Raw genomic sequence first — 24,134 nt, 5'->3', positions numbered from 1 at the left:
TGACGCTGGAAGACATCGCCGACGTGAAAATAGGTCCCAAAGCCCCGAAACTGGGCACAGCCTCGGAGCGTGGCAAACCGGCCGTACTCATGACCGTCACCAAACAGCCCGCCACCAGCACGCTGGAACTGACGGACAAATTGGAGGCCTCTCTGCAAGACTTACAGAAGAATTTGCCTGCGGACGTCAAAGTCTCCACGGATATTTTCCGCCAGAGCCGCTTTATCGAAAGCTCTATCGGCAACGTGAAAAAGTCTCTTTTTGAAGGAGGAATCTTTGTCGTCATCGTACTTTTCCTGTTTTTGGCCAATGTGCGAACTACGCTGATTTCCCTTGTCACGCTGCCGCTTTCACTACTCGTCTCCATCCTCACGCTTCACTACATGGGGCTGACTATCAACACGATGAGTCTGGGAGGTATGGCCATAGCCATCGGTTCGCTGGTCGACGATGCCATCGTCGACGTGGAAAATGTATACAAGCGACTGCGGGAGAACCGTCTGAAAGCGGAAGCCGAACGCCTCAGCACGCTCGAAGTGGTATTCAACGCTTCGAAGGAAGTGCGAATGCCGATTCTTAATTCAACGCTGATCATTGTCGTCAGCTTTGTGCCGCTGTTCTTCCTGAGTGGAATGGAAGGACGTATGCTGGTACCGCTGGGTATCGCTTTCATCGTGGCGCTGTTCGCTTCCACGGTCGTTGCCCTCACGCTGACTCCGGTGCTCTGCTCTTACCTGCTGGGCAGCAACAAGACGAACAAGGAACTGAAAGAATCTTTCGTAGCCCGCTGGATGAAAGGCATTTACGAAAAGGCGCTGACATGGGTGCTGGCTCACAAACGGGTGACACTCGGCAGCACCATCGTCCTTTTCCTGATCGCCCTAGGGGTATTCTTTACGCTCGGGCGCAGCTTCCTTCCTTCGTTCAATGAAGGCTCGTTCACCATCAATATCAGTTCGCTGCCGGGCATATCTCTGGAAGAAAGCAACAAGATGGGACACCGTGCCGAAGAATTGCTGCTGACAATCCCCGAAATACAAACCGTAGCCCGCAAAACGGGACGTGCCGAACTGGATGAACACGCGCTCGGCGTAAACGTTTCGGAAATCGAGGCACCGTTTGAACTGAAAGACCGCCCGCGCAGCGAACTCGTCGCCGAAGTGCGCGAGAAACTCGGAACGATCACCGGAGCAAACATCGAAATCGGTCAGCCCATCAGCCACCGTATCGACGCGATGTTGTCCGGTACGAAGGCAAATATCGCCATCAAACTCTTCGGAGACGACCTGAACAAGATGTTCTCGCTGGGCAACCAGATCAAGGGAGCTATCAGCGACATTCCGGGAATTGCCGACCTCAACGTGGAACAACAAATCGAACGCCCGCAGCTGAAGATACAGCCCAAACGGGAAATGCTGGCGAAATTCGGCATCACCCTGCCGGAGTTTTCTGAATACGTGAATGTGGCGCTGGCAGGAAAAGTGATTTCGCAAGTGTACGAGCAGGGCAAGAGTTTCGACCTCATCGTCAAAGTGAAGGACGACGCACGCGACGAAATGGAGAAAATCCGCAACCTCATGGTCGACACCAACGATGGACGCAAAGTTCCTCTGAACTACGTGGCGGAAGTGGTTTCCTCCATGGGACCGAACACGATCAACCGCGAAAATGTAAAACGGAAAATCGTTATCTCCGCCAACGTTGCCGACCGTGACCTGCGCAGTGTTGTAAATGATATTCAGAAGCAGGTAGACGCCACTATCCAGTTGCCCGAAGGCTACCACATCGAGTATGGCGGACAATTCGAAAGCGAACAGGCTGCCAGCCGTGTATTGGCGCTGACATCTTTCATGAGTATTGTCATTATTTTCCTGTTGCTTTACCACGAGTTCCGCAGCGTCAAGGAGTCCGGCGTGATCTTGCTGAACCTGCCTCTGGCATTGATCGGCGGCGTTTTTGCGCTTGTCATCACGACCGGCGAAGTAAGCATTCCGGCAATTATTGGTTTCATCTCGCTGTTCGGTATCGCGACCCGCAACGGTATGCTGCTCATCAGCCACTACAACCACTTGCAGCAAGTGGAGGGACTGAACGTATACGACAGCGTGGTACAAGGCTCTCTCGACCGTCTGAATCCGATCCTGATGACAGCTCTCTCCTCTGCGCTGGCACTGATACCGCTGGCTCTGGGCGGTGATCTGCCGGGCAACGAGATTCAAAGCCCGATGGCCAAAGTGATTTTGGGCGGACTTTTAACATCTACTTTCCTGAACGGTTTCATCGTTCCGATTGTTTATCTGATGATGCATCGCCAGCGTAGCGCCGGAGCAAATTCTCCATGCGGCGTACCAGCGGAACAAGCATAATTATCAGTTAAATATAGCTACTATGTATATAGAAACAAATAAAAAAAGTATGAAACGAATCATCATCATAGGCTCTTTGGTAAGCTGCGCACTTCTCGCCCTCACGGGCGAAGTGCAGGCCCAAAGCGGCATCGAACAGGTTTTGAAGAATATCGAAGCCAACAATAAGGAGTTGCAGGCAAACGCCCAACTCATCACCTCGCAAAAGCTGGAAGCCAAAACGGACAATAACCTGCCGGACCCGACATTATCATACGCCCACCTTTGGGGAGCGAAAGATAAAAACGAAACGATCGGCGAACTTGTGGTGTCGCAAAGTTTCGACTTTCCGAGCCTGTATGCCACCCGCAACAAGCTGAATCGTCTGAAAGCGGGTGCTTTTGACAGTCAGGCGGACGTCTTCCGCCAAGAGAAATTGTTGCTCGCCAAAGAAGTGTGTCTGGACATTATCATGCTGCGCCAGCAAAAACACATCTTGGAGGAACGGCTGCGCAACGCAGAAGAACTTGCCAAAATGTACGCCAAGCGCCTCCAAACCGGAGATGCGAACGCTCTCGAAACGAATAAAATCAATCTGGAACTGCTGAATGTCAAGACGGAAACTTCGCTGAACGAAACGGCACTGCGCAATAAGTTGCAGGAACTGAACACGTTAAACGGCAATATCCCCGTAGTGTTCGAAGAAAACACGTATCCTGCGACGCCTTTCCCTGCCGACTATCAGATACTGAAATCGGAAGTGCTCTCCGCCGACCGCACGTTAATGGCGTTCAACAACGAAAGCCTCGTTGCCCGCAAGCAGATCGCCGTCAACAAGTCGCAATGGCTACCGAAACTGGAACTCGGCTACCGCCGGAACACCGAAACGGGAACGCCTTTCAACGGAGTAGTAGTGGGATTCTCCTTCCCGCTTTTCGAGAACCGCAACAAGGTGAAAATAGCCAAAGCGCAAGCGCTGAACATCGACTTGCAGAAAGACAACGCCACCCTGCAAGTGGAATCCGAACTGGCACAGCTCTACCGGGAGGCCAAAACGCTGCACACCTCTATGGAGGAATACAGGAAAACTTTTCAGGCGCAACAAGACCTCGCACTGCTGAAACAGGCTCTGACAGGCGGACAGATCAGCATGATCGAGTATTTTGTCGAGGTATCCGTCATTTATCAAAGTCATCAGAATTACCTCCAACTGGAGAATCAATATCAGAAGGCAATGGCACGAATTTATAAGAGCAAGCTATAAATTCCCGCTTTATTTCGCCCGATTATTGAATAAATAAAAAGAATGCATTACATTTGGGGACTGTAAAAAACACTAAACTATTATGAAAACTAAAACCCTCTCTTACACCCCCATCTTGTTTTGCATTCTTATTTTATGGAGTGCCTGTAAAGACGATGCCGATGCCCCCCTGCGGTTTTACGACAGCAAATACGAAGTGCCCATGGGAGGAAGACGCTACCTCGGAATCGAAAGCGGAAACGGAGACTACTCTTTGGAAATCGGAAATCCCCGCATCGCAAGTGCCGGAATCGAAAGCGGCTGGAGCGGAGTTCCCGCCGGACGAATGATTTACATATCCGGAATTCTCACCGGAAGCACGTATCTGAAAGTGACAGACAACGCCACACAGGAAACGCTCACTCTGCCCATTAAAGTGGTGGACTACTACGAAGATCTCAATCTGATACACGGCTCGTCCTCCCTGCGTCCCAATGGGGACGAGAACCTACTGCCGGGTGTTGACGACATTTTCCTTGTCAGCAACGCTGCCCGTGACGCTTATTTCTTCAAACAAGGACAACGAACCGCTTTTTCATCGGGACTCGAACTGATCACCAAAGGAACTTATGCACTGAAGCAAGAGGACGAGAACAAAGCCACACTGACCCTTACTTTCTCATTGGATGCCTCACCGGCTACGGAACACCATTTCACCGTATGGGGAAACACGTACCTGCTTCACCGGCTGGACAAGAACTTACATCTGAACTGGGGCACGCCGCCCATTGGAGAAACACGGACATCACCTGCCCCGCCTCCGGCCTACACACTGGAAGAAATAACGGAAGGAGCAGAACCGGGAACAGGCAGACAGGTCGGTTTCATTCTGAATTATAAGGAAATACCCACTGGAATACTTCCCTAAATTATGGATGATAAATTAGCCGAGCTATCAAGATAAGCATTCTATCCGTTGTCCGTTTCTTTCGGAAATAATCTTTACAGCGTACGTATCTCCTCCGGCAAATACCCGCTGCGGATACGCCACTCCTGCGGATAAAGATTATTGGCACGATTCCCTATATTCTTCACAAATCCGAGAGGAATATTCCGGTAAGTAAGCAAGATATAACCACGAGGGGCTGTTTCCGACAAGGTAATAGCCTCTTTTCGTAAATAAGCGATAGCCTGTTCATAACTCACCTCTTCCGTATCAAAAGCATCCTGCCGCAAGAGCGTAGCGCTCATTGCCAACGCATGAGCGGGAATCAAATCTCTCCCTTTCACTTCACCAGTCAGAACGCCTGCCTGTATCACTTTCAGATGCTGTTTCATGGCAGCCAGTTCATCGGTATATCGTTGCGGAAATGCGACGATGCCCGCGCCTTCCGCAGACAGGGTGTATTTTTCAACATTTTCCTGCTTCAGCCAGTTCAGTGCCATCCCCATGTGTTCTTTGGAAACGGGAGAAGCAGCCGCTCCGCCTTTCTTATCTTTTTTCTTGGACGCCTTTGCTTTTGAGAATGAATAGGCTGCCGGTTCATCTTCCGCATCCGGTTTACGAAGTGCCGCCAGAAAGAATCCTTCGCCTTTTGTCTTATGAGGAAGAAAATGACAGACAGACAAACTTCCCTGAGATTCATCCTCTCCATCGAGTAAATTCCCTGTTATATTCCACTCGTTCCGCACCTCCAGAGGCAAGAGCTCCGCACCGAATTCCTGCTGAATCCAGCAGACGTTCTCTTCATCTTCTTTGCTATTATAGGTACACGTACTATATATTAATATGCCGCCCGGTTTCAGACAGGGCCAAATATCCGCAATAATCCGCCGCTGACGCTGCCAGCAGATCTCTACATTCTCCGGGCTCCATTCCTCCACAGCCACAGGGTCTTTACGAAACATTCCCTCGCCCGAACAAGGCACATCGGTCAGAATGACATCGAAGAAAGACGGAAGTGCTGAGAAATCAGCCGGATCATTGTTGGTAACCACCACATCCGGATGCCCCCACTTCGTCAGATTCTCCGCCAGCACCTGTGAACGGTTCCGAATCACTTCATTCGCCACCAGCAGACTCCCTTCCGGAAGCACGCTGCGCGCATGGGTTGATTTTCCTCCGGGCGCCGCACAAAGATCGAGCATCACCACCGGAGACTCGACATACTGCCGCAGCACCTGCTCCACAAACATGGACGAAGCCTCCTGAACATAGTAGCAACCGGCATGAAACAACGGGTCGAACGTAAAAGTCAGACGCTCGTCAAGATAGTAGCCGTCGGATGCCCAGGGAACTTTGTTGAAGGAAAAATGAGCAGAACTGTCTGTCAGCGAACTTAATCCTTCCTCCTTCATTCTCAATTTATTGATCCGAATGCTGACGGGAGGCTCCTGCTGCAAGGCGGCAGCCAGTTTTTCATATTCTTCATTGCCCAGTAAGGCACGGGTATAGTCGATAAAAGAAGCGGGTAAATTCATTTTTCATTTATTAATTCCTGCAAATATCAAAAATATTTCGTCTCTTTGCAACTTTCTGACATACGAACTACGTCTAACAGACAAAGAAACAAATAAAAGAATTAATATATGAAACGGATTTTAATTGCTTTACTGGTCATGATGACCATTTTCTCTTTGGCAAACGCCCAGAAACAAACGACTATTGTGAACGACTCTACCGGAAACGTAAAAGTGACCGTAACGAAAGGGAAAGGCAAGGATGCCAAGGTTAATGTCGGCAACACGGCCGTCACTGTGATCGGCATCGATGACGAAGACGCCGACACGACAAGTGTAGATACGGGCAAAGTAAGTAGCTCCTCGCGCGGCCCTCACGGAAAAGCGAGCTTCACCATCAGCTCTGACGACGATGACTTCCCGTTCAATAATTTCGGAGATGCAGTTGGAGGAGGTATTCTGGTAGCCATCATCAGCATCATTGCCATATTCGGAATGCCGGTATTCATCATATTTGTAGTCTTCTTCTTCCGCTACAAGAACCGGAAAGCACGCTACCGTCTTGCCGAACAGGCTCTCGCAGCCGGTCAGCCTCTTCCGGAAGAATTCATACGGGAGAACAAATCGACAGACCAACGTACACAAGGAATCAAAAATACCTTTACAGGCATCGGGCTCTTCATATTCCTCTGGGCGATTACCGGCGAATTCGGAATTGGCGCTATCGGACTGCTCGTCATGTTTATGGGACTGGGACAATGGCTGATCGGCTACAAGCAACATGCCAACGAGGAAACCAAGAACAGAGAAACCGCCATCAGAAGCAACGACATCATCATCTCGGAGAAGAACGACGAAGAGAAGAACGAAGAAAATAGATGAGCCAACTCAACGATATATCGCTAGTCGCACAGGTCGTGGTGTTCAAGAACACCAGGGCCTTCGACCAGTTGGTACAAAAATACCAGTCGCCTGTCAGACGCTTCTTCCTGCATCTGACTTGCGGTGACAGCGAATTGAGTGACGACTTGGCACAGGATACATTCATCAAGGCATATACCAATCTGGCCTCGTTCCGTAACTTGTCGAGTTTCTCCACATGGCTATACCGTATTGCTTATAATATTTTTTATGATTATATTCGCAGCCGGAAGGAGATGGCAGACCTGGATACCAGGGAAGTAGACGCCGTCAACTGCACCGAACAAGCGAACATAGGGCAGACAATGGATGTTTATCAGTCACTCAAATCGCTGAAGGAAGTGGAACGAACCTGCATCACGCTGTTTTACATGGAAGATGTAAGCATCGACAAGATTGCAGGAATAACGGGAATACCGGCAGGGACGGTGAAAAGCCACCTGTCGCGTGGAAAAGAAAAATTAGCAACGTATTTAAAAAGAAACGGTTATGACGGAAATAGATAATGATAAACTTCTGAAAGATTTCTTCGCAGAAAACAAGCGGGAAATAGCCGACAACGGATTCAGCCGCCGCGTCATGCACCACTTGCCCGACCGCAGTAACCGGTTGGCACGCCTCTGGACTGTATTCGTAATGGCAGTAGGAGCCACGCTCTTCGTCACCCTGGGCGGACTGGAAGCCGTATGGGAAACACTGAAAGATGTACTCATCGGCATGATCAACCACGGCGCAACCAGCCTCGATCCGAAATCAATCATCATTGCAACGGTCGTCCTACTGTTCATGGCCGGACGGAAAGTAGTATCAATGGCATAACAATGCTTGTCACACTCTGTGCCAAGGGCTTGGCACAGTTGTGACACCGCACTGGCACAGCAGTGACAAGCCGTTGGCACAAGTGTGACAACGGCAGGGAACACAGCAGATCAGATGTATCGAACGAATATAATTCCCCAGATCAAGAGATTCTTGTTCATTTCTTCTGTTAAAGTATAATAAATTAGCCCTCCTCTCCCGATAGCTCCAAACATAGATGTTGTATCTTTGTTACTTTGTAAACTAAAATAGCGAGAAGAGTTTTGAAACTACGTATATTTCTTTTATTTCTGTTTCTGTCTTTATTCCGTGCTCAGGCAGATGTCATCGACAGTTTGATGACGCATTCCAGAGACTCCATAGCTCTGACAAGTGACTCCCTTGTATTACGTTTCTTATCGGAGTCAGGGATTCCTATATCCGACAATAACAAGGTCAGGTTACTGAAAAGCGGACGAGAAAAATTCATTGATTTATTCAGCGCCATCCGCGACGCCAAACACCACATTCATCTGGAATACTTCAATTTCCGCAATGACTCTATAGCCAATGCGCTTTTCGATCTGCTGGCCGAAAAGGTGAAAGAAGGCGTGGAAGTACGGGCCATGTTTGATGCGTTCGGCAACTGGTCGAACAATAAACCGCTCAAGAAGAGACATCTCAAAAAAATACGGGAGCAGGGAATCGAGATTGTCAAGTTCGACCCGTTCACCTTTCCCTACATCAATCATGCGGCACACCGTGATCACCGCAAAATAGCCGTCATCGACGGCGAAGTCGCCTATACGGGAGGAATGAACATCGCCGACTACTACATCAACGGACTCCCTAAAATCGGCACATGGCGTGATATGCACATGAGAATAGAAGGCGATGCCGTCAATGACCTGCAAGAAATATTTCTTACCATATGGAACAAGGAGACTAAACAAAACATTGGCGGCGAAGCATACTTCCCCAAGCACAAGGAGCAGTCGGACACCACCAATATAGTCGTCGCCATCGTAGACCGCACACCGAAGAAAAACAGCCGTATGCTCAGTCATGCTTATGCCATGTCGATCTATTCGGCACAGAAAAATGTGCACATTGTCAACCCGTATTTTGTGCCCACATCCTCCATCAACAAAGCGCTTCAACGCACCATCGAACGGGGTGTGGATGTCACGATTATGGTTTCTTCCGCCTCCGATATTCCGTTTACTCCGGACGCCGCCCTCTACAAACTTCACAAACTGATGAAAAGGGGAGCCACCGTCTATATGTACAATGGCGGTTTCCATCATTCCAAAATCATGATGGTCGACGATATTTTCTGCACGGTAGGCACCGCAAACCTGAACAGCCGCAGCCTCCGATACGACTACGAGACGAACGCTTTCATCTTCAACAAGGAAATTACAGGCGAACTGAACGAAATGTTTCAGAACGATATAGAGCACTGTACGCAGCTGACACCAGAATTCTGGAAAAAGCGCTCACCGTGGAAGAAGTTCGTCGGATGGTTTGCCAATTTATTCACGCCATTTTTGTAATTTTGCATCGCACCAACTTATTGGAAAATTATTCGCTATGAAACAATATTTAGATTTACTCAATCGCGTATTAACTGAAGGAACTGAGAAAAGTGACCGTACAGGAACCGGAACGATCAGTGTGTTCGGGCATCAGATGCGTTTCAACCTCGACGAGGGTTTCCCGTGTCTGACCACCAAAAAACTGCATCTGAAATCAATCATCTACGAGTTACTCTGGTTTCTGCAAGGTGATACGAACGCGAAATATCTGCAAGAACACGGTGTACGCATCTGGAACGAATGGGCGGACGAAAACGGTGATTTAGGTCATATCTATGGCTATCAGTGGCGTTCGTGGCCCGACTACGACGGCGGATTCATCGACCAGATCAGCGAAGCGGTAGAGACGATCAAGCACAATCCCGACTCCCGACGTATCATTGTCAGCGCCTGGAATGTAGCCGATTTAAAGAATATGAATCTGCCTCCCTGCCATGCCTTCTTCCAGTTTTACGTGGCAGACGGCCGGCTGAGCCTGCAACTTTACCAGCGCAGCGCGGATATATTTCTCGGAGTCCCGTTCAATATCGCATCGTATGCACTGCTGCTACAAATGATGGCGCAGGTGACAGGACTGAAAGCGGGTGAATTTATCCATACACTTGGCGATGCCCATATCTATCTGAACCACTTGGATCAAGTCAAATTGCAGCTTAGCCGCGAACCACGCGCATTGCCTCAAATGAAAATTAATCCGGATGTGAAGAGTATCTATGACTTCCAGTTCGAAGACTTCGAACTGGTGAACTACGACCCGCATCCACATATTGCCGGAATAGTAGCGGTATAAAACCATGAGTAAAATATCAATTATTGCTGCCGTAGACCGCCGAATGGCGATCGGCTTTCAGAATAAACTGCTTTTCTGGTTGCCCAACGACTTGAAACGCTTCAAGGCATTGACTACCGGAAACACCATCATAATGGGAAGAAAAACCTTCGAATCGCTGCCGAAAGGTGCGCTGCCCAATCGCAGAAACGTTGTATTATCCACCCGTCCGGATACGGTATGTCCCGGTGCGGAAGTCTTCCCGTCGCTGGAAGTCGCCCTGCAAAGCTGCAAGGAAGATGAGCACGTCTATATAATAGGTGGCGCAAGCGTCTACCGACAGGCACTTCCTCTTGCCGACGAACTTTGTCTGACGGAAATAAACGACGTTGCTCCTGAAGCCGACGCCTTCTTTCCGGAAGTATCTCCGGCTCAATGGCACGAAAAAAGCAGAGAAGCTCATCCTGTGGATGAGAAACATCTCTGCCCGTATGCTTTTGTAGATTACGTGAAACAGTAAGCTATTTTATTCTGTACGATTAATCTTCGTCTTCAATGTCGACCATAATCGGCATCTGCCGCTTTATGGCTTCATGGAAAGAGATCAATGTCTCCGTACGCGCCAACCCCAGAGGTTGCAATTTATCATGTATGATACTCAGCAAATGGTGATTGTTCTTAGCGTAAATCTTGATAAACATATCATATTTACCAGTAGTGAAATGACATTCTACTACTTCCGGAATAGCTTCCAAAGCTCTTGTTACCGAATCAAAGGATTCCGGATCTTTCAGATATATACCAATATAAGCACAAGTTTCATATCCTATCTTCTCAGGATCGATCACATATTCCGATCCTTTCAATATTCCCAGATTAGTCAACTTCTGAATGCGCTGGTGGATAGCCGCCCCGGAAACGTTACACGCTCTTGCTACTTCCAAAAAAGGAATACGCGCGTTCCCTGCTATTAATTTCAGAATTTGCTCATCTAAAGCATCTAATTGATGATGTCCCATTTTTGAATCAAATTGTTTTAATCAATGAATCTTTCATGCAAAGTTAGCTATTTTTCGGCAACAAATACTATGATTTATTACTTTTATTTGCAAATATCGAATAAGTCAACAATAGTTTGTACCTTTGTAAAAAACATAAATATACTATTTATATGAAACAAATTTGCAGTATTCTTCTTTTTTTCCTGATTTCGGCAGGAAGTTATGCGCAAAACTTTGCAGATTATTTTCAGAATAAGACGTTACGGGTGGATTATATCTTCACCGGAAACAATAAGCAGCAAGCGATCTATCTGGACGAGCTATCTCAGCTTCCCTCCTGGGCAGGTCGTGAACATCATTTGTCCGAACTTCCGCTCGAAGGCAATGGGCAGATTATCGTCAGAGATCTCGCCACCCGACAGTGTATCTACAAGACTTCCTTTTCTTCTCTGTTTCAGGAGTGGCTGTCCACCGATGAAGCCAAGGAAACAGCCAAAGGCTTCGAAAATACATTCTTGCTTCCCTACCCCAAACAGCCGGCAGAGATAGAAATCGTGCTGTTCTCTCCCCGCAAGGAAGTGATGACCAGCTTCAAGCACATTGTCCGTCCGGACGATATCTTGATTCATAAACGGGGAACATCACACGTCACTCCACACCGGTATATGCTTCAGAGCGGTAACGAAAAAGAGTGCATAGATGTCGCTATCCTGGCAGAAGGCTACACGGAAAAGGAAATGGACTTATTCTATCAGGATGCACAGAAAGCCTGCGAAAGCCTGTTTTCACACGAACCGTTCCGGTCGATGAAAAATAAGTTCAACGTAGTGGCTGTAGCCAGTCCGTCGATTGACAGCGGAGTCAGTGTTCCCCGCGAAAATCAATGGAAACATACGGCTGTTCATTCTCATTTCGATACTTTTTACTCGGACCGTTATCTGACTACAAGTCGGGTGAAGGCCATCCACAACGCTTTGGCCGGCATTCCTTATGAGCATATTATTATCCTTGCCAATACGGATGTGTACGGAGGCGGAGGAATTTACAACTCATATACGCTGACTACCGCTCATCATCCGATGTTCAAGCCTGTAGTGGTCCATGAATTCGGACATAGCTTCGGAGGCTTGGCGGATGAATATTTTTATGATGACGATGTAATGACGGACACGTATCCGCTGAATGTAGAGCCGTGGGAACAGAACATCAGTACACGGGTAAATTTTGCCTCGAAATGGGAAGATATGCTTGCACCGAATACGCCTGTCCCCACACCTATAGCACAACATCAAAACTATCCGGTAGGTGTATATGAAGGCGGCGGTTACTCAGCCAAAGGTATTTATCGGCCGGCATTCAATTGTCGCATGAAAACAAACGAATATCCTGAGTTCTGCCCGGTATGCCAGCGTGCTATCCAGCGGATTATTGAGTTCTATGTACCTTAATTAAAGGCAGTAACATCTCATAGTATCATATAACTGATATATTCACCCGATAAAAGTATACACATTTGATATAACATTTGGTATAGTAATATCCGGTACAACAACAAAAACAATATTGTCAAACTTAAAACCCAAACCGTATGATCAGATTTCAACCGATCACCACATCGGACGTACAACATTACAAATTTATGGAAGAGCTTCTCGTCGAATCGTTTCCACCTGAAGAATATCGCGAACTGGAACATCTTCGTGAATATACAGACCGGATAGGCAACTTCCATAATAATATCATTTTTGACGATGACCTGCCCATTGGCTTTATTACATATTGGGATTTCGACGGATTCTATTACGTAGAACACTTCGCTACCAATCCGGCATTGCGCAACGGAGGCTACGGAAAACGCACATTAGAGCATTTATGTGAGTTCCTGAAACGCCCCATTGTACTGGAAGTAGAACGCCCGGTAGAGGAGATGGCCAAACGCCGTATCAACTTTTACCAACGGCACGGATTTACACTGTGGGAAAAAGACTATTACCAGCCGCCGTATAAAGAAGGAGACGATTTCCTGCCTATGTATCTCATGGTACACGGCAACCTGGATGCAGAAAAGGATTATGAAGGCATAAGACATAAACTCCATACAATCGTTTACGGAGTCAAGGAATAAAGATACAAAAGAATCGTAAAAAACATACTTCAGATAGATTTTAGATCATATACGGCAGACGAAGTTCAGACATAAAGTCTGCCTCTGCCGGAGAATAATAAACAGAGAGGCTAAAAAAGAAGCTAAAAAGAAAGGGCGTCCAATTGCTTGGACGCCCTTCTCTATATATCAAATTAACTAATTATTTCTCACCACGTTTAGTAGAAGAATAGTTAATCTTCAAAGCGTAAGATTTTCTAAGGGCATTCTTCACGTCTGTGATAATACCCATTTTAGTCTTTTGGTCTACTTTCAGAGACACAGTCATCTTAGCTTGGTCACCCTCATTCATACTTGCACGTTCCTGGAAAATGAAGTCTTGTACTTCGCCAACTTCAGCATAGCTGTCGTTGAGCTGAATACGACTTTCAGTACCCATTTTCGCACGATATTCCTGAGTCGGTTCACCCACATAAATGAATGTTACCAGCGATTTCTTCTCCAGTTTTTCGAGTTCAGTACCTACCGGAAGTGTAAACTGTACCTTTAATGTTACCTCGCGCATTGTTGTTACAATCATAAAGAAGAACAACAAAGTAAAGATAAGGTCAGGCAACGAAGAAGTATTCAATGCCGGCATTTCACGTTTACCAGTTTTATTAAATTTTCCCATTACTTACTTCCTTTTTTCTCCGTATTTTTTAGGTTCTGCCTCAGAAATTCTCTGCGGATAGATTTCACGAATTGCTTTTTGCTGTTCGTCGTTCAATTCCGCATAAGGTCTTTGCCATTTCTGAAGGGCCAGTTCATCTCTCAATTCATTGTATGCAGCAACAAGTTCGTTCTGCACGCTGATGTATGCCTGATAAGAAGATCCACGGTCATTCTGCAAAGAAATTACATGCTTGTCGTTAACGAGAGTCGTACCGAAAAACTCCACATTCTTCTGTGTCTTTTCAGGCATGTGCTCTGCATTGCCGGCATTAGCAATAAATTCTTTAGCTTTTTCCCTTAGTTGCTCAACACCGATATAATCATTACCGCACATCAAAGCATCATCCTTATTCAGGTATACCTGCAAAATGTTACGTTCTTTGATCTTATCCGTATTCTGTTGATCTTGATCTTCGGGTGGTGGAGGCAAAAGTCTTGCCAAACCACGGTCCGTATCCATTGATGTTGTAATCAAGAAGAAGATCAGCAACAAGAAAGCGATATCCGCCGTAGAACTTGAGTTAATATCAGGAACTTTTCTTTTTCCTCTTGCCATTGTAATTACTTATTAAATTGAGTATCCTCAATTGATTATGATATTTTTTTCTTTATGCCACTTGCGATGATTGCAACGATTGTTACAAACAACAGGATGTAGATGGAATAAAGGAACATATCAGTTAATTTCAGCCAGAAAGGAACGTTGTCAGTACCGTCATAACCTGGGATATTCATCGGTGTTCCATCACCAGCAGCCCAAGCAATCACTAAAACAACAACCAAAAGAACCAAACCAAGCAATGACTTAATTGCATTTGCAGGGCTATCTTTCAAAGCTGCTCCAAATTGGAATACAGCAGCAACTACTGTAGCAGCAACAGCCAAACCAAATAACCCATAAATGAGCATCAGTAAGGCATTTGTGTTTGCCGGTTGCCACATTTCAGGATCTACTCCCGCAATGACATCTGCTCCTTGAGCATCACCACCCAGGTAGAAAAGCCCCAGGACAATGAGGATGATGGCAAACATCGCATACAGTGCGTAATACGATACTTTATATGATAACTTACTCATTTCGAATTATTTTTTGTATTTCAGATCATATTTGATTACCATGTCAAGCAAAGAGATAGAAGAGTCTTCCATTTCGCTTGTAAGAGCTTCAATCTTAGCAAGTACGTAGTTGTAGAATACCTGAAGAATCAAAGCAACGATCAAACCGAAAATAGTTGTAATCAAGGCAACTTTCATACCACCTGCAACAACCGTCGGAGAGATATCACCTACCTGCTGGATCTTATCAAATGCCTGCACCATACCGATTACAGTACCCAAGAATCCGAGTGACGGAGCCATAGCGATAAACAGTGTGATCCAAGAACATCCTTTTTCAAGGTAACCAGCCTGTACACCACCGTAAGATACTACTGACTTCTCAACTACATCGATACCTTGGTCGATTCTCATCAAACCCTGGTAGTAGATAGAAGCAACAGGACCTCTGGTGTTACGTGCGATGTCTTTAGCAGCTTCAACATCACCTTTTTCCAAAGCAGCTTCGATAGATGCCATGAATTTTTTTGTGTTGATTTCAGCCAAGCTCAAATAGATGATACGTTCGATACAGAAAGCCAAACCGATTACCAAAGCAATAGCAACCAAACTCATGAAAGATGCAGTACCTTCAATGAATTTAACTTTGATTTCTTTGTGAATACCACCTTCTTCTGCAGCAGGAGCAGCGGCCGGAGCAGCTTGAGCAGCAGCAGGAGCAGCTTGTTGTTCAGTTTGTTCTGCTGCAGGAGCGTCTTGAGCCTGAGCAAGTTGAATTGAGCCAAATGTAAAGGCCCCAATCACAGCAACAATTGCAAATAACTTTTTCATTGTGTGTCTAATTTTTAAGATTAATTAATTGATTATTATTTATTGTATTTACTTCACGTTTCAACTTTTGTTCTGCGGAGAGACGGGGATTCGAACCCCGGATACACTTTTGGCGTATACACGCTTTCCAGGCGTGCCTCTTCAACCACTCGAGCACCTCTCCTTATGAGTTTTCCGCATTTTCAGCTACAAATGTATCCTTTTTTTTCTTTTCCTAAAGCATTATCCCTTTTTTATCTTAAATAAATACTGCAAATTAATATAATTTAAAACCTTTGGAACCTTATTTGACCATTCCGAACACTTTTAGCGCATTTTCGGAAGTGGCTTGTGAAAGGTGCTCCGGGGTGGTCCGATAAATTTCTACCAGTTTCAGGAACGTATCATGCACATTCGCACTTTCATTCCTCTTCCCCCGATTGGGGGCCGGGGTCAGATACGGTGAGTCCGTTTCGAGCACAATCCGCTCCAAAGGCACTGTTAGCAAGGTATCCGGCAGTGAGGACTTTTTAAATGTGACCACTCCGTTGATTCCCAACATGAAACCGCCAAATTCAAGCAACCGGGCCGCTTCTTCGGCATTTCCGGTGAAACTATGAAAAATACCGGTCAAAGCAGTGTTTTTATAGGGCTCCATTACCTTATATATATAGTCGAATGCCTCCCGCGAATGAACCACGATGGGCAATTTATATTCGAGCGCCCATTCTATCTGTTTCTCAAAAACGTACAGTTGTTCGTTCAGAAAGGTTTTATCCCAATACAAATCAAGCCCAATTTCGCCAATGGCTACAAAATTATTGGGTGCTTCCAGACGCTCCCGGACAATTGACAGTTCCTGCCGGTATGACTCGTTCACCGAGGTAGGATGCAATCCGATCATCGGATAACAGAAATCAGGATAATCCGCACAAACCGACAGCATGGATTCAATCGTCGTACTGTCAATATTGGGCATGTAAATACGCGAAACACCTGCCTGACGTGCACGTTCCATCACCTGTGGCAGGTCATCGGAAAATTCTTCCAAAAAAAGATGGGAATGAGTATCTATTAACATGACAATTTGCTTTCTTCTTTTACTTTTTCGTTGGAACGGTAGTAATATACCAGTCCATAGTCACGACATTTTGCCAACCGGGCTTCATTAGGATTCACTTCCTGAAACTTCGCTTCCACCTGATTCCAGATATCCAGAATCAATTCATCCGCCCGGTCACGCATCGAAGCCAGTTCATCCAGACTCCGGTTGGTGGCAGACTGGTAATTTTTCTGACGTTCGTAGCTATCCAGAAAAATATCATAATGCACTTTTACGCGCGCAATAGTCGGGTTATAAATGGGGATCCCCCCTTGAGAGGTTCTCCGCTGCTCTCCTTCAATGATTTTTCTCCCCCACTCTACCAAAGCTGCTTCACTTAATAAATCCGGTACCACATTCGCTTCCGGAAGATCATAAAGTTCTTTATGCACCGGTTTGATTTCATCGCGAAGCACCGCGAGGTTGAGCACTTGAATAAAATGGGATATATACAGCCGTGCCATCCGCACATTCGCCTGATGCTTGCGACTGGCTCTCGACTGGTTGTCATAACATTGGGTATAGTAAATCTGCGCAGCTTCAAACTTCAGCAGAAAATTACGGGCTTCGAATAATGTTTTCAGTGAGATAGCCAAGTCCCGCACATTATACACGTCACCCTTCTCGACCGCTGCTTTCAGCGCCCGTACTCTGGCTTGATCCGTATTTGGCAATCGTCTGTAAGGCATTTCCCACCAACTTTACTACATTTCCCGATACATCAGTAATTTCACTAAATTCTTAAGTTCTTTCTTCTTCTCTTCGGCAACCGCAACAGCTTCAAGACTTTCCATAGCCAGCGTATAATATTCGCGCATTTTGTTTTCACAAACGCTGCGGATAGTCAACTGATTATAGATTTCCGTCACTGCCGCTATCTTTTCTGCCGGCTGACAGTTGTCTGCATTCAGCCAGCGGTTCAGTTCTTCCAGCTGTTCTCCGTTTGCACGTTCCAGTGCTTTGATCAGCATATATGTCTTCTTATTGCAAAGGATGTCTCCACCGATTTTCTTTCCGAACACTTCCGGATCGCCATAAACATCCAGCAAATCATCCTGTAACTGGAATGCAACCCCTATCTGCATACCAAAATTATAAAGATTCTCCGCATCAACAGCAGACGCTCCTGCCAGAATCGCACCGATCTTCAGACTTGCGGCAAGCAATACAGCCGTTTTCAGACGAATCATTTCAATATATTCGTCCTCCGCCACATCGTTGCGCGACTCAAATTCCATATCCAACTGCTGCCCTTCACAAATTTCCAACGCAGTCAGACTAAACAAATCAATGACTTCTTTCAAATGCTCGGGCGCACAACCGGCTACATACCGGAAAGCCAGTATCAGCATGGTATCACCCGACAAAATAGCTGTGTTATCGTTCCAAACCTTATGCACAGTCGGCTTTCCTCTGCGCATATCCGAACGATCCATCAAATCATCATGCAGCAATGTATGATTATGATAAACTTCGATACCGGTAGCAGGATCGTAAATTGACGAAACATCTTCCTTATACAAGTTATATGCCATCAGCATCAATACAGGACGAATCCGCTTTCCCCCCAAAGAAAGGATGTATTCGATTGGTTCGTAGAGTCCTTCCGGAGTCCGGGTTATCTGATTTTCAGATAGGTGGTTGTTTATTTTATCAAGTAATTGAGAAGCTGTAAACATGATGAAAACAAAGATTAATGAATAAAAAGAGGCTGCATTCGCAGCCTCTTAAATGTATGAGTGTTACAAATTACTGCAATCTGAACATTACAGGAACTGTAAATTTAACGCGAACCGGTTTACCACGCTGCATACCTGGTTTCCATTTCGGCATCGTGTTGATCACACGGAGAGCTTCTTTATCCAGATACGGGTCTACACTGCGTACAACTTTTGCATCTACGATACTACCGTCTTTGTTAACAACGAACTGTACGATAACACGACCTTGAGTACCATTTTCCTGTGCGATAGTCGGATATTTGATATTTTTAGCCAGATACTGCATCAATGCTGCCTGTCCACCCGGGAAGTCCGGCATATTTTCTACAACTTCGAAGATAGTCTGTTCTTCCGGCTCTTCCTCAACTACTTGTACCGGTACGTATTTTACTTCCACTTTAGGTGTGTTATCCTCATTAAGGATGGTAGTTGATTCTTCAATATCTGCCTGGTCATCGACAATTTCCAGCAATTCGGCCACCTTCGGAGCCTCGGGTGGTGGTGGAGTCGCTTGTTCAGGGGTTTCGGTAATAGGAATGATTTCCTCTTCAAAAACAACATCAGCTACAGCCTGGCTTGTATCGATTTTCACGTCACGCTGGGTCCATTCGAACGCCACGAACATAAAAGCCAATACCACCACGTAACCGATCAGCAGCCATGTGGATTTCTTTCCTTCCAGGTCTGCCTTGGGTGATTTTTTAACTTCCATAATTTTGTTAATATAATGATTAATAAAAAAAAGTGTCTTCCTATGTGTCTCTGGGCAAATATACTACATTTTCAGATAACCGTCCGTTTCTTCGTATCTTTTTATCCGGCTTTTTAACTTTTTTAATTCTTTCATACTCATTCAGTTGCTTTTACAGTCAAATTTATGGCTGATTTTCAAAATAAGCGTATCTTTGGCGGACAAATATAAGAAGCAGATAATATGAAAAAGATAACAATCGCAATCGACGGTTTTTCCTCCTGCGGAAAAAGTACAATGGCCAAAGATCTCGCCCGCGAAGTAGGATACATTTATATAGATAGTGGGGCAATGTATCGCGCAGTCACCTTATATAGTATTGAAAATGGGATATTTAACGGAGACGTTATCGATACGGAGAAGCTGAAAGAAGCAATCCGGGATATCCGGATTACTTTCCGCCCAAATCCGGAGACAGGACGTCCGGACACCTACCTCAACGGGGTGAACGTAGAGAATAAAATTCGTACAATGGGGGTTTCGTCCAAAGTCAGCCCTATCAGCGCACTCGATTTTGTACGCGAAGCGATGGTAGCACAGCAACAGGCCATGGGTAAAGAAAAAGGGATTGTGATGGACGGACGGGACATCGGAACCACGGTTTTCCCGGATGCGGAACTGAAAATATTTGTTACGGCCACACCGGAGATTCGTGCCCAACGCCGTTTTGACGAACTAAAAGCAAAAGGCCAGGAAGGCAGCTTCGAAGAAATTCTTGAGAACGTAAAGCAACGGGATTACATCGACCAGCATCGTGAAGTGAGTCCATTGCGCAAAGCAGATGACGCTCTGCTGCTCGACAATTCTAATCTGAGCATCGAACAGCAGAAGGAATGGCTGTCGGAACAGTTCGGAAAAGTAGTAAAGGAATAGAGGATAAAAATCGAGTGTATGATTAAAGTAGAGATAGATGAAGGTTCCGGCTTCTGCTTCGGTGTGGTCACAGCCATCCACAAGGCGGAAGAAGAACTGGCAAAAGGAGAAACCCTCTATTGCCTGGGAGATATTGTACACAACAGCCGGGAGGTAGAAAGGCTGAAGGCAATGGGACTAATTACGATCAACCGTGATGAGTTCAGACAATTGCGCAATGCCAAAGTGTTGCTTCGCGCACACGGAGAGCCACCGGAGACTTACCAGATCGCCCACAAGAATAATATCGAAATCATCGACGCAACCTGTCCGGTCGTACTGCGGCTTCAAAAGCGCATCAAACAAGAGTTCCGGAAGGAAGATTTTGAAGAAAAGCAAATTGTGATCTACGGCAAGAACGGCCATGCAGAAGTGCTGGGACTGGTAGGGCAGACCGGCGGTCAAGCCATTGTCATCGAAAGTGCGGAAGAAGCCAAAAAGCTGGATTTCACTAAAAGCATCCGCCTTTTCTCACAGACCACAAAGTCTCTGGACGAGTTTCAGGAGATTGTAGAATACATCAAACTCCACATTTCACCGGATGCCACTTTCGAATATTACGATACAATCTGCCGGCAGGTAGCTAACCGTATGCCCAATCTCAGGGAATTTGCGGCAACGCATGATCTGATTTTCTTCGTCAGCGGAAAGAAGAGTTCGAACGGAAAAATGCTTTTTGAAGAATGCCTGAAAGTAAACGCCAACTCACATCTGATTGATAATGAGAAAGAAATCGATCCCACTTTACTCCGGAATGTGGAATCCATCGGCGTATGTGGAGCGACTTCCACCCCCAAATGGCTGATGGAAAAAATACATGACCATATCCAGCTATTGATAAAAGATTAAAAAGAAAGATAGAAAAGACAATTTGAATATTTTTAATGGTTTCGACACACGAAAAAAAACTTATGAAACACTGCTTTCAACTTTTTGTTGTACATTTGCCACGTCAAACTAATTAATGAAAGATTGTTATGGGAACAGTTAAATGTATCGGTATTTTGACTTCGGGAGGTGATGCTCCGGGAATGAATGCGGCCATCCGCGCAGTAACACGTGCAGCTATCTACAACGGACTACAAGTAAAAGGTATATATAGAGGATACAAAGGTCTGGTGACAGGCGAAATCAAAGAGTTCAAGAGCCAGAACGTAAGTAATATCATCCAACTGGGTGGAACCATCCTGAAAACAGCCCGCTGTAAGGAGTTCACCACACCGGAAGGCCGCCAGCTGGCTTATGATAATATGAAAAGAGAAGGCATTGATGCTTTGGTGATCATCGGTGGTGACGGTTCGCTGACAGGCGCCCGAATCTTCGCACAGGAATTCGATGTTCCATGTATCGGACTTCCGGGAACGATTGACAACGACCTTTACGGCACAGACACCACTATCGGATACGATACGGCATTGAACACCATTCTGGATGCAGTAGATAAAATCCGTGACACCGCCACTTCACACGAACGTCTGTTCTTTGTAGAGGTGATGGGGCGTGATGCCGGATTCCTCGCTCTGAACGGCGCCATTGCTTCGGGAGCCGAAGCAGCCATTATTCCGGAGTTCAGCACGGAAGTCGACCAACTGGAAGAATTTATCAAGAACGGATTCCGTAAATCCAAGAATAGCAGTATTGTACTGGTAGCGGAAAGCGAACTGACAGGCGGTGCCATGCACTATGCGGAACGTGTGAAAAACGAATACCCGCAATACGATGTGCGTGTGACAATCTTAGGACACTTGCAGCGCGGTGGAAGCCCTACAGCTCACGACCGCATTCTGGCAAGCCGTTTGGGTGCCGCTGCCATCGACGCTATCATGGAAGACCAGCGCAACGTAATGATAGGTATCGAGCACGATGAAATCGTTTATGTACCATTCAGCAAAGCTATCAAGAATGATAAGCCGGTCAAGAGAGATCTGGTCAATGTATTGAAAGAGCTTTCTATTTAATAGAGACTGCCAACAGAACAGAAGCTTATTTTTATAAAGGCAATATAAAGAACGGTGGACGAATTGAGCTTTTCAATTGTTCACCGTTCTTATTTCAATTCATCCATTCCATGATCCATGCCACAGATTCCGGGCAGTCCGCCCCCTTGTTTTGCTCTATCCGAATGAAAAATGAATGAAACGAATGAATCAAACAGTAGTATCTCCAATGGAGATACTACCGACTTTTTAGTCACCCCATTTAAGATACTATTGACTAACATTTGGCTCAAATCCGTATAAAAGGAACAAACGGCAACAACCGTTTTTTTCGGATTGATCACAGAATTCCAAGTGATTTCTTTTTCTCCTTCTCCGGCAGAAGAAAGAATGGTCGTTTTTTCACGTTTTTTCTTATTCATCATTTGCACTGCATCAAATGAATAACGATCAGATGCACGTACGATTACCCAAATGATTAAATCATGTGAACCACTGCGCCAGCAATTGCTCCGTTATTTCCCACAACTGTTCTTTCTGCACATGATAAATGTAGTTGTCCGACAACTCTTTCCTACGATTGCCTGCATAAAGCTGTCCGCTGACTCCGGCCACTGCCTCATCCAGCAAGAGGCCGACGGCAGTGGAAGCCCCTTTCTTCGGCGTGCGGATAAAGGGGCGGAAAAAGATATCCGTCAGAGGGTCAAACCACTGGTGCATAGTGATGATGTCGGTAGAAACAATGCCGGGATCGGCGGCATTGACAGTGATTCCTTTTTCACGGAGGCGTTCCGAAAGTTCGATCGTAAACAGCATCAAAGCCAGTTTTGTATTGCTGTAAACAGGGATTCGCCAAAAACTTCCCTTTCTTCCCTGCCGGAAGAAATCGGGAAAATCGAGGTGTCCGATCGCATACGTGCAAGAAACCATGTTTACAATACGGGCTCCGCGTGTCAATGCCGGAAGGAGTTTCCGGGTAAGCAGGTACGGCCCCAGATAGTTCACACTGACCGTTCGTTCAAAGCCGTCGTCGGTGATGTGAAGTCCGGTTTCCATCGTTCCAGCGTTATTCATCAGCAGGGAAACGGGGAGATGACGCTCCACAATCCGATCGGCAAAAGAAGCTGTCGATGCCATAGAAGACAGATCGACTGCCATGACTTCCATGTTTACGTTTCCTGTCTCGTTCACTAGACGCTGCCGTATCGGTTCCGCTTTGGACGGACGATAGCAAGCCATAATAATATGGTAACCGGCTTCGGCTACGGCACGGGTTATTTCCGTTCCCATGCCGCCGTCGGCACCGGTGATGATTGCCCATTTCTCTTCACTCATTGCTTTTCCAGTTTTTCAATCTCCCGTTGCAGGCAGGGAGGCAGTTTTTCTTTCAAATGTTGGTGGCAGGCCATTTCAATAGTGTACATGCGCCCGATGCAGTAGTTGCTGTGCCCGCAGTTACAGCGTGCCTGCTCTTCCCGCCTCATCCGGTTGACAAACTCCGGTTCGTTGAGCAACGCACGTGCCATCTGGACGGCATCGAAGCCGGCATCCAATACTTCATCTATCTTTTCACGGGACACCAGTCCGCCCACATAAATCAACGGAGCTTCCGGAAGTGCCGCCCGAAATTTCAGTGCATCCTCCAGGAAATAGGCTTCCCGGAAAGGAACGGTCGGAATCATCCACTTTCCAAACATCCGAACCCCGTATTTCAGCCACCAGCAGTCCATGTAGTAAGCCATCGAACGAATCGGCATCGCTCCCCGCATGACGTACATCGGGGCTTTGCTGACGAAGCCTCCGCTCAGTACCAATGCGTGCGCGCCCAATGCCAGCAGGCGTTTGGCCACTTGCAAGGTTTCATCGGTTTCCATGCCGCCTTTGAAGCCATC

26 protein-coding genes, 1 tRNA gene and 1 pseudogene are annotated in these 24,134 nt (G+C 46.3%); 14 read left to right on the top strand and 14 right to left on the bottom strand.

The genetic code is table 11. From position 1 onward, the window contains the following. The 3 genes from DW640_RS21795 to DW640_RS21785 all read left to right on the top strand — a co-directional run. A partial coding sequence (locus DW640_RS21795; RefSeq protein ID WP_147326400.1) for an efflux RND transporter permease subunit occupies nucleotides 1–2,366 on the top strand: 2,366 nt, incomplete at its 5' end. 49 nt (nucleotides 2,367–2,415) lie between these two features. Then, nucleotides 2,416–3,609 (top strand): TolC family protein, encoded by a 1,194-nt coding sequence (locus tag DW640_RS21790; protein WP_048694452.1) that lies wholly within the window; start codon nucleotides 2,416–2,418, stop codon nucleotides 3,607–3,609. Nucleotides 3,610–3,691: 82 nt separating this feature from the next. Then, the gene (locus tag DW640_RS21785; protein WP_008761069.1) at nucleotides 3,692–4,516 is read left to right on the top strand and encodes a hypothetical protein; all 825 of its coding nucleotides are present in this window, start codon (nucleotides 3,692–3,694) and stop codon (nucleotides 4,514–4,516) included. A gap of 74 nt (nucleotides 4,517–4,590) precedes the next feature. Here the strand turns inward: DW640_RS21785 and DW640_RS21780 are convergent, their stop codons facing one another. Continuing rightward, the gene (locus tag DW640_RS21780; protein ID WP_117578939.1) at nucleotides 4,591–6,069 is read right to left on the bottom strand and encodes an rRNA cytosine-C5-methyltransferase; all 1,479 of its coding nucleotides are present in this window, start codon (nucleotides 6,067–6,069) and stop codon (nucleotides 4,591–4,593) included. A gap of 108 nt (nucleotides 6,070–6,177) precedes the next feature. Between DW640_RS21780 and DW640_RS21775 the strand changes: the two genes are divergently transcribed. The 6 genes from DW640_RS21775 (at nucleotide 6,178) to DW640_RS21750 (ending at nucleotide 10,654) form a co-directional block, all read left to right on the top strand. Further along, the gene (locus DW640_RS21775; RefSeq protein WP_061474308.1) at nucleotides 6,178–6,930 is read left to right on the top strand and encodes a DUF6249 domain-containing protein; all 753 of its coding nucleotides are present in this window, start codon (nucleotides 6,178–6,180) and stop codon (nucleotides 6,928–6,930) included. Then, nucleotides 6,927–7,475 (top strand): RNA polymerase sigma factor, encoded by a 549-nt coding sequence (locus DW640_RS21770; protein ID WP_008761066.1) that lies wholly within the window; start codon nucleotides 6,927–6,929, stop codon nucleotides 7,473–7,475. The genes DW640_RS21775 and DW640_RS21770 overlap by 4 nt, the downstream gene beginning before the upstream one ends. Further along, a complete protein-coding gene (locus DW640_RS21765; RefSeq protein WP_008761065.1) occupies nucleotides 7,459–7,788 on the top strand; it encodes a DUF5056 domain-containing protein in 330 nt (109 codons plus the stop codon). The genes DW640_RS21770 and DW640_RS21765 overlap by 17 nt, the downstream gene beginning before the upstream one ends. Nucleotides 7,789–8,051: 263 nt before the next feature. After that, the gene (cls, locus tag DW640_RS21760; protein ID WP_016269570.1) at nucleotides 8,052–9,323 is read left to right on the top strand and encodes a cardiolipin synthase; all 1,272 of its coding nucleotides are present in this window, start codon (nucleotides 8,052–8,054) and stop codon (nucleotides 9,321–9,323) included. Between the two features lie 37 nt (nucleotides 9,324–9,360). Further along, a complete protein-coding gene (locus DW640_RS21755; RefSeq protein ID WP_008761063.1) occupies nucleotides 9,361–10,155 on the top strand; it encodes a thymidylate synthase in 795 nt (264 codons plus the stop codon). A 4-nt stretch (nucleotides 10,156–10,159) separates the two neighbouring features. Further along, nucleotides 10,160–10,654, top strand: a complete 495-nt coding sequence (locus DW640_RS21750; RefSeq protein ID WP_008761062.1) for a dihydrofolate reductase — start codon at nucleotides 10,160–10,162, stop codon at nucleotides 10,652–10,654. 19 nt (nucleotides 10,655–10,673) lie between these two features. Here the strand turns inward: DW640_RS21750 and DW640_RS21745 are convergent, their stop codons facing one another. Continuing rightward, a complete protein-coding gene (locus DW640_RS21745; protein WP_008761061.1) occupies nucleotides 10,674–11,153 on the bottom strand; it encodes an Lrp/AsnC family transcriptional regulator in 480 nt (159 codons plus the stop codon). A 152-nt stretch (nucleotides 11,154–11,305) separates the two neighbouring features. Here DW640_RS21745 and DW640_RS21740 point away from each other — a divergent pair, with 152 nt between their 5' ends. Further along, nucleotides 11,306–12,583, top strand: a complete 1,278-nt coding sequence (locus DW640_RS21740; RefSeq protein WP_117578938.1) for an IgA Peptidase M64 — start codon at nucleotides 11,306–11,308, stop codon at nucleotides 12,581–12,583. Nucleotides 12,584–12,723: 140 nt separating this feature from the next. Then, nucleotides 12,724–13,260, top strand: a complete 537-nt coding sequence (locus tag DW640_RS21735; protein WP_022470608.1) for a GNAT family N-acetyltransferase — start codon at nucleotides 12,724–12,726, stop codon at nucleotides 13,258–13,260. A gap of 181 nt (nucleotides 13,261–13,441) precedes the next feature. Here DW640_RS21735 and DW640_RS21730 read toward each other — a convergent pair whose 3' ends face one another. The 9 genes from DW640_RS21730 to DW640_RS21690 form a co-directional block, all read right to left on the bottom strand. Continuing rightward, nucleotides 13,442–13,912, bottom strand: coding sequence for a biopolymer transporter ExbD (locus DW640_RS21730; RefSeq protein ID WP_008761058.1), 471 nt, complete (start codon nucleotides 13,910–13,912; stop codon nucleotides 13,442–13,444). Nucleotides 13,913–13,915: 3 nt separating this feature from the next. Then, complete coding sequence (locus tag DW640_RS21725; RefSeq protein WP_008761057.1) at nucleotides 13,916–14,509, bottom strand: biopolymer transporter ExbD; 594 nt, start codon at nucleotides 14,507–14,509, stop codon at nucleotides 13,916–13,918. Nucleotides 14,510–14,544: 35 nt separating this feature from the next. Then, nucleotides 14,545–15,030, bottom strand: a complete 486-nt coding sequence (locus DW640_RS21720; protein WP_008761056.1) for a hypothetical protein — start codon at nucleotides 15,028–15,030, stop codon at nucleotides 14,545–14,547. Nucleotides 15,031–15,036: 6 nt separating this feature from the next. Next, the gene (locus DW640_RS21715; RefSeq protein WP_008766463.1) at nucleotides 15,037–15,840 is read right to left on the bottom strand and encodes a MotA/TolQ/ExbB proton channel family protein; all 804 of its coding nucleotides are present in this window, start codon (nucleotides 15,838–15,840) and stop codon (nucleotides 15,037–15,039) included. A 75-nt stretch (nucleotides 15,841–15,915) separates the two neighbouring features. Continuing rightward, a tRNA-Ser gene (locus DW640_RS21710) sits at nucleotides 15,916–16,003 on the bottom strand. 120 nt (nucleotides 16,004–16,123) lie between these two features. Then, a complete protein-coding gene (locus tag DW640_RS21705; RefSeq protein ID WP_016269566.1) occupies nucleotides 16,124–16,900 on the bottom strand; it encodes a TatD family hydrolase in 777 nt (258 codons plus the stop codon). Beyond that, entirely contained in the window at nucleotides 16,894–17,610 is a 717-nt protein-coding gene (locus DW640_RS21700) for a hypothetical protein (RefSeq protein WP_008761053.1), read from the bottom strand. Before DW640_RS21700 ends, DW640_RS21705 begins: the two co-directional genes overlap by 7 nt. 15 nt (nucleotides 17,611–17,625) lie before the next feature. Next, nucleotides 17,626–18,600 (bottom strand): polyprenyl synthetase family protein, encoded by a 975-nt coding sequence (locus DW640_RS21695; protein WP_117578937.1) that lies wholly within the window; start codon nucleotides 18,598–18,600, stop codon nucleotides 17,626–17,628. Between the two features lie 70 nt (nucleotides 18,601–18,670). Next, on the bottom strand, nucleotides 18,671–19,354 hold the full coding sequence (locus DW640_RS21690) for an energy transducer TonB (RefSeq protein ID WP_008761051.1): 684 nt from the start codon (nucleotides 19,352–19,354) through the stop codon (nucleotides 18,671–18,673). Nucleotides 19,355–19,576: 222 nt separating this feature from the next. Between DW640_RS21690 and cmk the strand changes: the two genes are divergently transcribed. The 3 genes from cmk to pfkA all read left to right on the top strand — a co-directional run bounded on the left by cmk (nucleotide 19,577) and on the right by pfkA (nucleotide 22,263). After that, nucleotides 19,577–20,266 (top strand): (d)CMP kinase, encoded by a 690-nt coding sequence (cmk, locus tag DW640_RS21685; RefSeq protein WP_008761050.1) that lies wholly within the window; start codon nucleotides 19,577–19,579, stop codon nucleotides 20,264–20,266. 18 nt (nucleotides 20,267–20,284) lie between these two features. Beyond that, entirely contained in the window at nucleotides 20,285–21,154 is an 870-nt protein-coding gene (locus DW640_RS21680) for a 4-hydroxy-3-methylbut-2-enyl diphosphate reductase (RefSeq protein WP_008761049.1), read from the top strand. 128 nt (nucleotides 21,155–21,282) lie between these two features. Further along, nucleotides 21,283–22,263, top strand: a complete 981-nt coding sequence (gene pfkA, locus DW640_RS21675) for a 6-phosphofructokinase (RefSeq protein WP_008761048.1) — start codon at nucleotides 21,283–21,285, stop codon at nucleotides 22,261–22,263. 89 nt (nucleotides 22,264–22,352) lie between these two features. Here the strand turns inward: pfkA and DW640_RS21670 are convergent, their stop codons facing one another. The 3 genes and pseudogenes from DW640_RS21670 to DW640_RS21660 all read right to left on the bottom strand — a co-directional run. Then, the gene (locus DW640_RS21670; protein WP_147326399.1) at nucleotides 22,353–22,667 is read right to left on the bottom strand and encodes a hypothetical protein; all 315 of its coding nucleotides are present in this window, start codon (nucleotides 22,665–22,667) and stop codon (nucleotides 22,353–22,355) included. 58 nt (nucleotides 22,668–22,725) lie between these two features. After that, nucleotides 22,726–23,577, bottom strand: coding sequence for an SDR family oxidoreductase (locus DW640_RS21665; RefSeq protein WP_048695468.1), 852 nt, complete (start codon nucleotides 23,575–23,577; stop codon nucleotides 22,726–22,728). After that, a pseudogene (locus DW640_RS21660) lies at nucleotides 23,574–24,134 on the bottom strand (NADH:flavin oxidoreductase); the annotation flags it as partial. The gene DW640_RS21665 and the pseudogene DW640_RS21660, both read right to left, overlap by 4 nt.

The sequence above is a fragment of the Bacteroides sp. AM23-12 genome (genome assembly GCF_003434395.1).
In the GTDB taxonomy this organism is placed as follows: domain Bacteria; phylum Bacteroidota; class Bacteroidia; order Bacteroidales; family Bacteroidaceae; genus Bacteroides; species Bacteroides thetaiotaomicron.
This window is presented reverse-complemented; position numbering and strand designations above follow the sequence as displayed.

Coding starts and splice junctions, on each gene's coding strand:
- DW640_RS21745 (WP_008761061.1), bottom strand. CDS start 11,153: ATGGGACATCATCAATTAGATGCTTTAGATGAGCAAATTCTGAAATTA.
- DW640_RS21775 (WP_061474308.1), top strand. CDS start 6,178: ATGAAACGGATTTTAATTGCTTTACTGGTCATGATGACCATTTTCTCT.
- DW640_RS21700 (WP_008761053.1), bottom strand. CDS start 17,610: ATGCCTTACAGACGATTGCCAAATACGGATCAAGCCAGAGTACGGGCG.
- DW640_RS21705 (WP_016269566.1), bottom strand. CDS start 16,900: ATGTTAATAGATACTCATTCCCATCTTTTTTTGGAAGAATTTTCCGAT.
- pfkA (WP_008761048.1), top strand. CDS start 21,283: ATGGGAACAGTTAAATGTATCGGTATTTTGACTTCGGGAGGTGATGCT.
- DW640_RS21755 (WP_008761063.1), top strand. CDS start 9,361: ATGAAACAATATTTAGATTTACTCAATCGCGTATTAACTGAAGGAACT.
- DW640_RS21790 (WP_048694452.1), top strand. CDS start 2,416: ATGAAACGAATCATCATCATAGGCTCTTTGGTAAGCTGCGCACTTCTC.
- DW640_RS21780 (WP_117578939.1), bottom strand. CDS start 6,069: ATGAATTTACCCGCTTCTTTTATCGACTATACCCGTGCCTTACTGGGC.
- DW640_RS21740 (WP_117578938.1), top strand. CDS start 11,306: ATGAAACAAATTTGCAGTATTCTTCTTTTTTTCCTGATTTCGGCAGGA.
- DW640_RS21725 (WP_008761057.1), bottom strand. CDS start 14,509: ATGGCAAGAGGAAAAAGAAAAGTTCCTGATATTAACTCAAGTTCTACG.
- DW640_RS21785 (WP_008761069.1), top strand. CDS start 3,692: ATGAAAACTAAAACCCTCTCTTACACCCCCATCTTGTTTTGCATTCTT.
- DW640_RS21680 (WP_008761049.1), top strand. CDS start 20,285: ATGATTAAAGTAGAGATAGATGAAGGTTCCGGCTTCTGCTTCGGTGTG.
- DW640_RS21715 (WP_008766463.1), bottom strand. CDS start 15,840: ATGAAAAAGTTATTTGCAATTGTTGCTGTGATTGGGGCCTTTACATTT.
- DW640_RS21730 (WP_008761058.1), bottom strand. CDS start 13,912: ATGGGAAAATTTAATAAAACTGGTAAACGTGAAATGCCGGCATTGAAT.
- cmk (WP_008761050.1), top strand. CDS start 19,577: ATGAAAAAGATAACAATCGCAATCGACGGTTTTTCCTCCTGCGGAAAA.
- DW640_RS21735 (WP_022470608.1), top strand. CDS start 12,724: ATGATCAGATTTCAACCGATCACCACATCGGACGTACAACATTACAAA.
- DW640_RS21720 (WP_008761056.1), bottom strand. CDS start 15,030: ATGAGTAAGTTATCATATAAAGTATCGTATTACGCACTGTATGCGATG.
- DW640_RS21670 (WP_147326399.1), bottom strand. CDS start 22,667: ATGATGAATAAGAAAAAACGTGAAAAAACGACCATTCTTTCTTCTGCC.
- DW640_RS21695 (WP_117578937.1), bottom strand. CDS start 18,600: ATGTTTACAGCTTCTCAATTACTTGATAAAATAAACAACCACCTATCT.
- DW640_RS21770 (WP_008761066.1), top strand. CDS start 6,927: ATGAGCCAACTCAACGATATATCGCTAGTCGCACAGGTCGTGGTGTTC.
- DW640_RS21665 (WP_048695468.1), bottom strand. CDS start 23,577: ATGAGTGAAGAGAAATGGGCAATCATCACCGGTGCCGACGGCGGCATG.
- DW640_RS21690 (WP_008761051.1), bottom strand. CDS start 19,354: ATGGAAGTTAAAAAATCACCCAAGGCAGACCTGGAAGGAAAGAAATCC.
- DW640_RS21765 (WP_008761065.1), top strand. CDS start 7,459: ATGACGGAAATAGATAATGATAAACTTCTGAAAGATTTCTTCGCAGAA.
- DW640_RS21750 (WP_008761062.1), top strand. CDS start 10,160: ATGAGTAAAATATCAATTATTGCTGCCGTAGACCGCCGAATGGCGATC.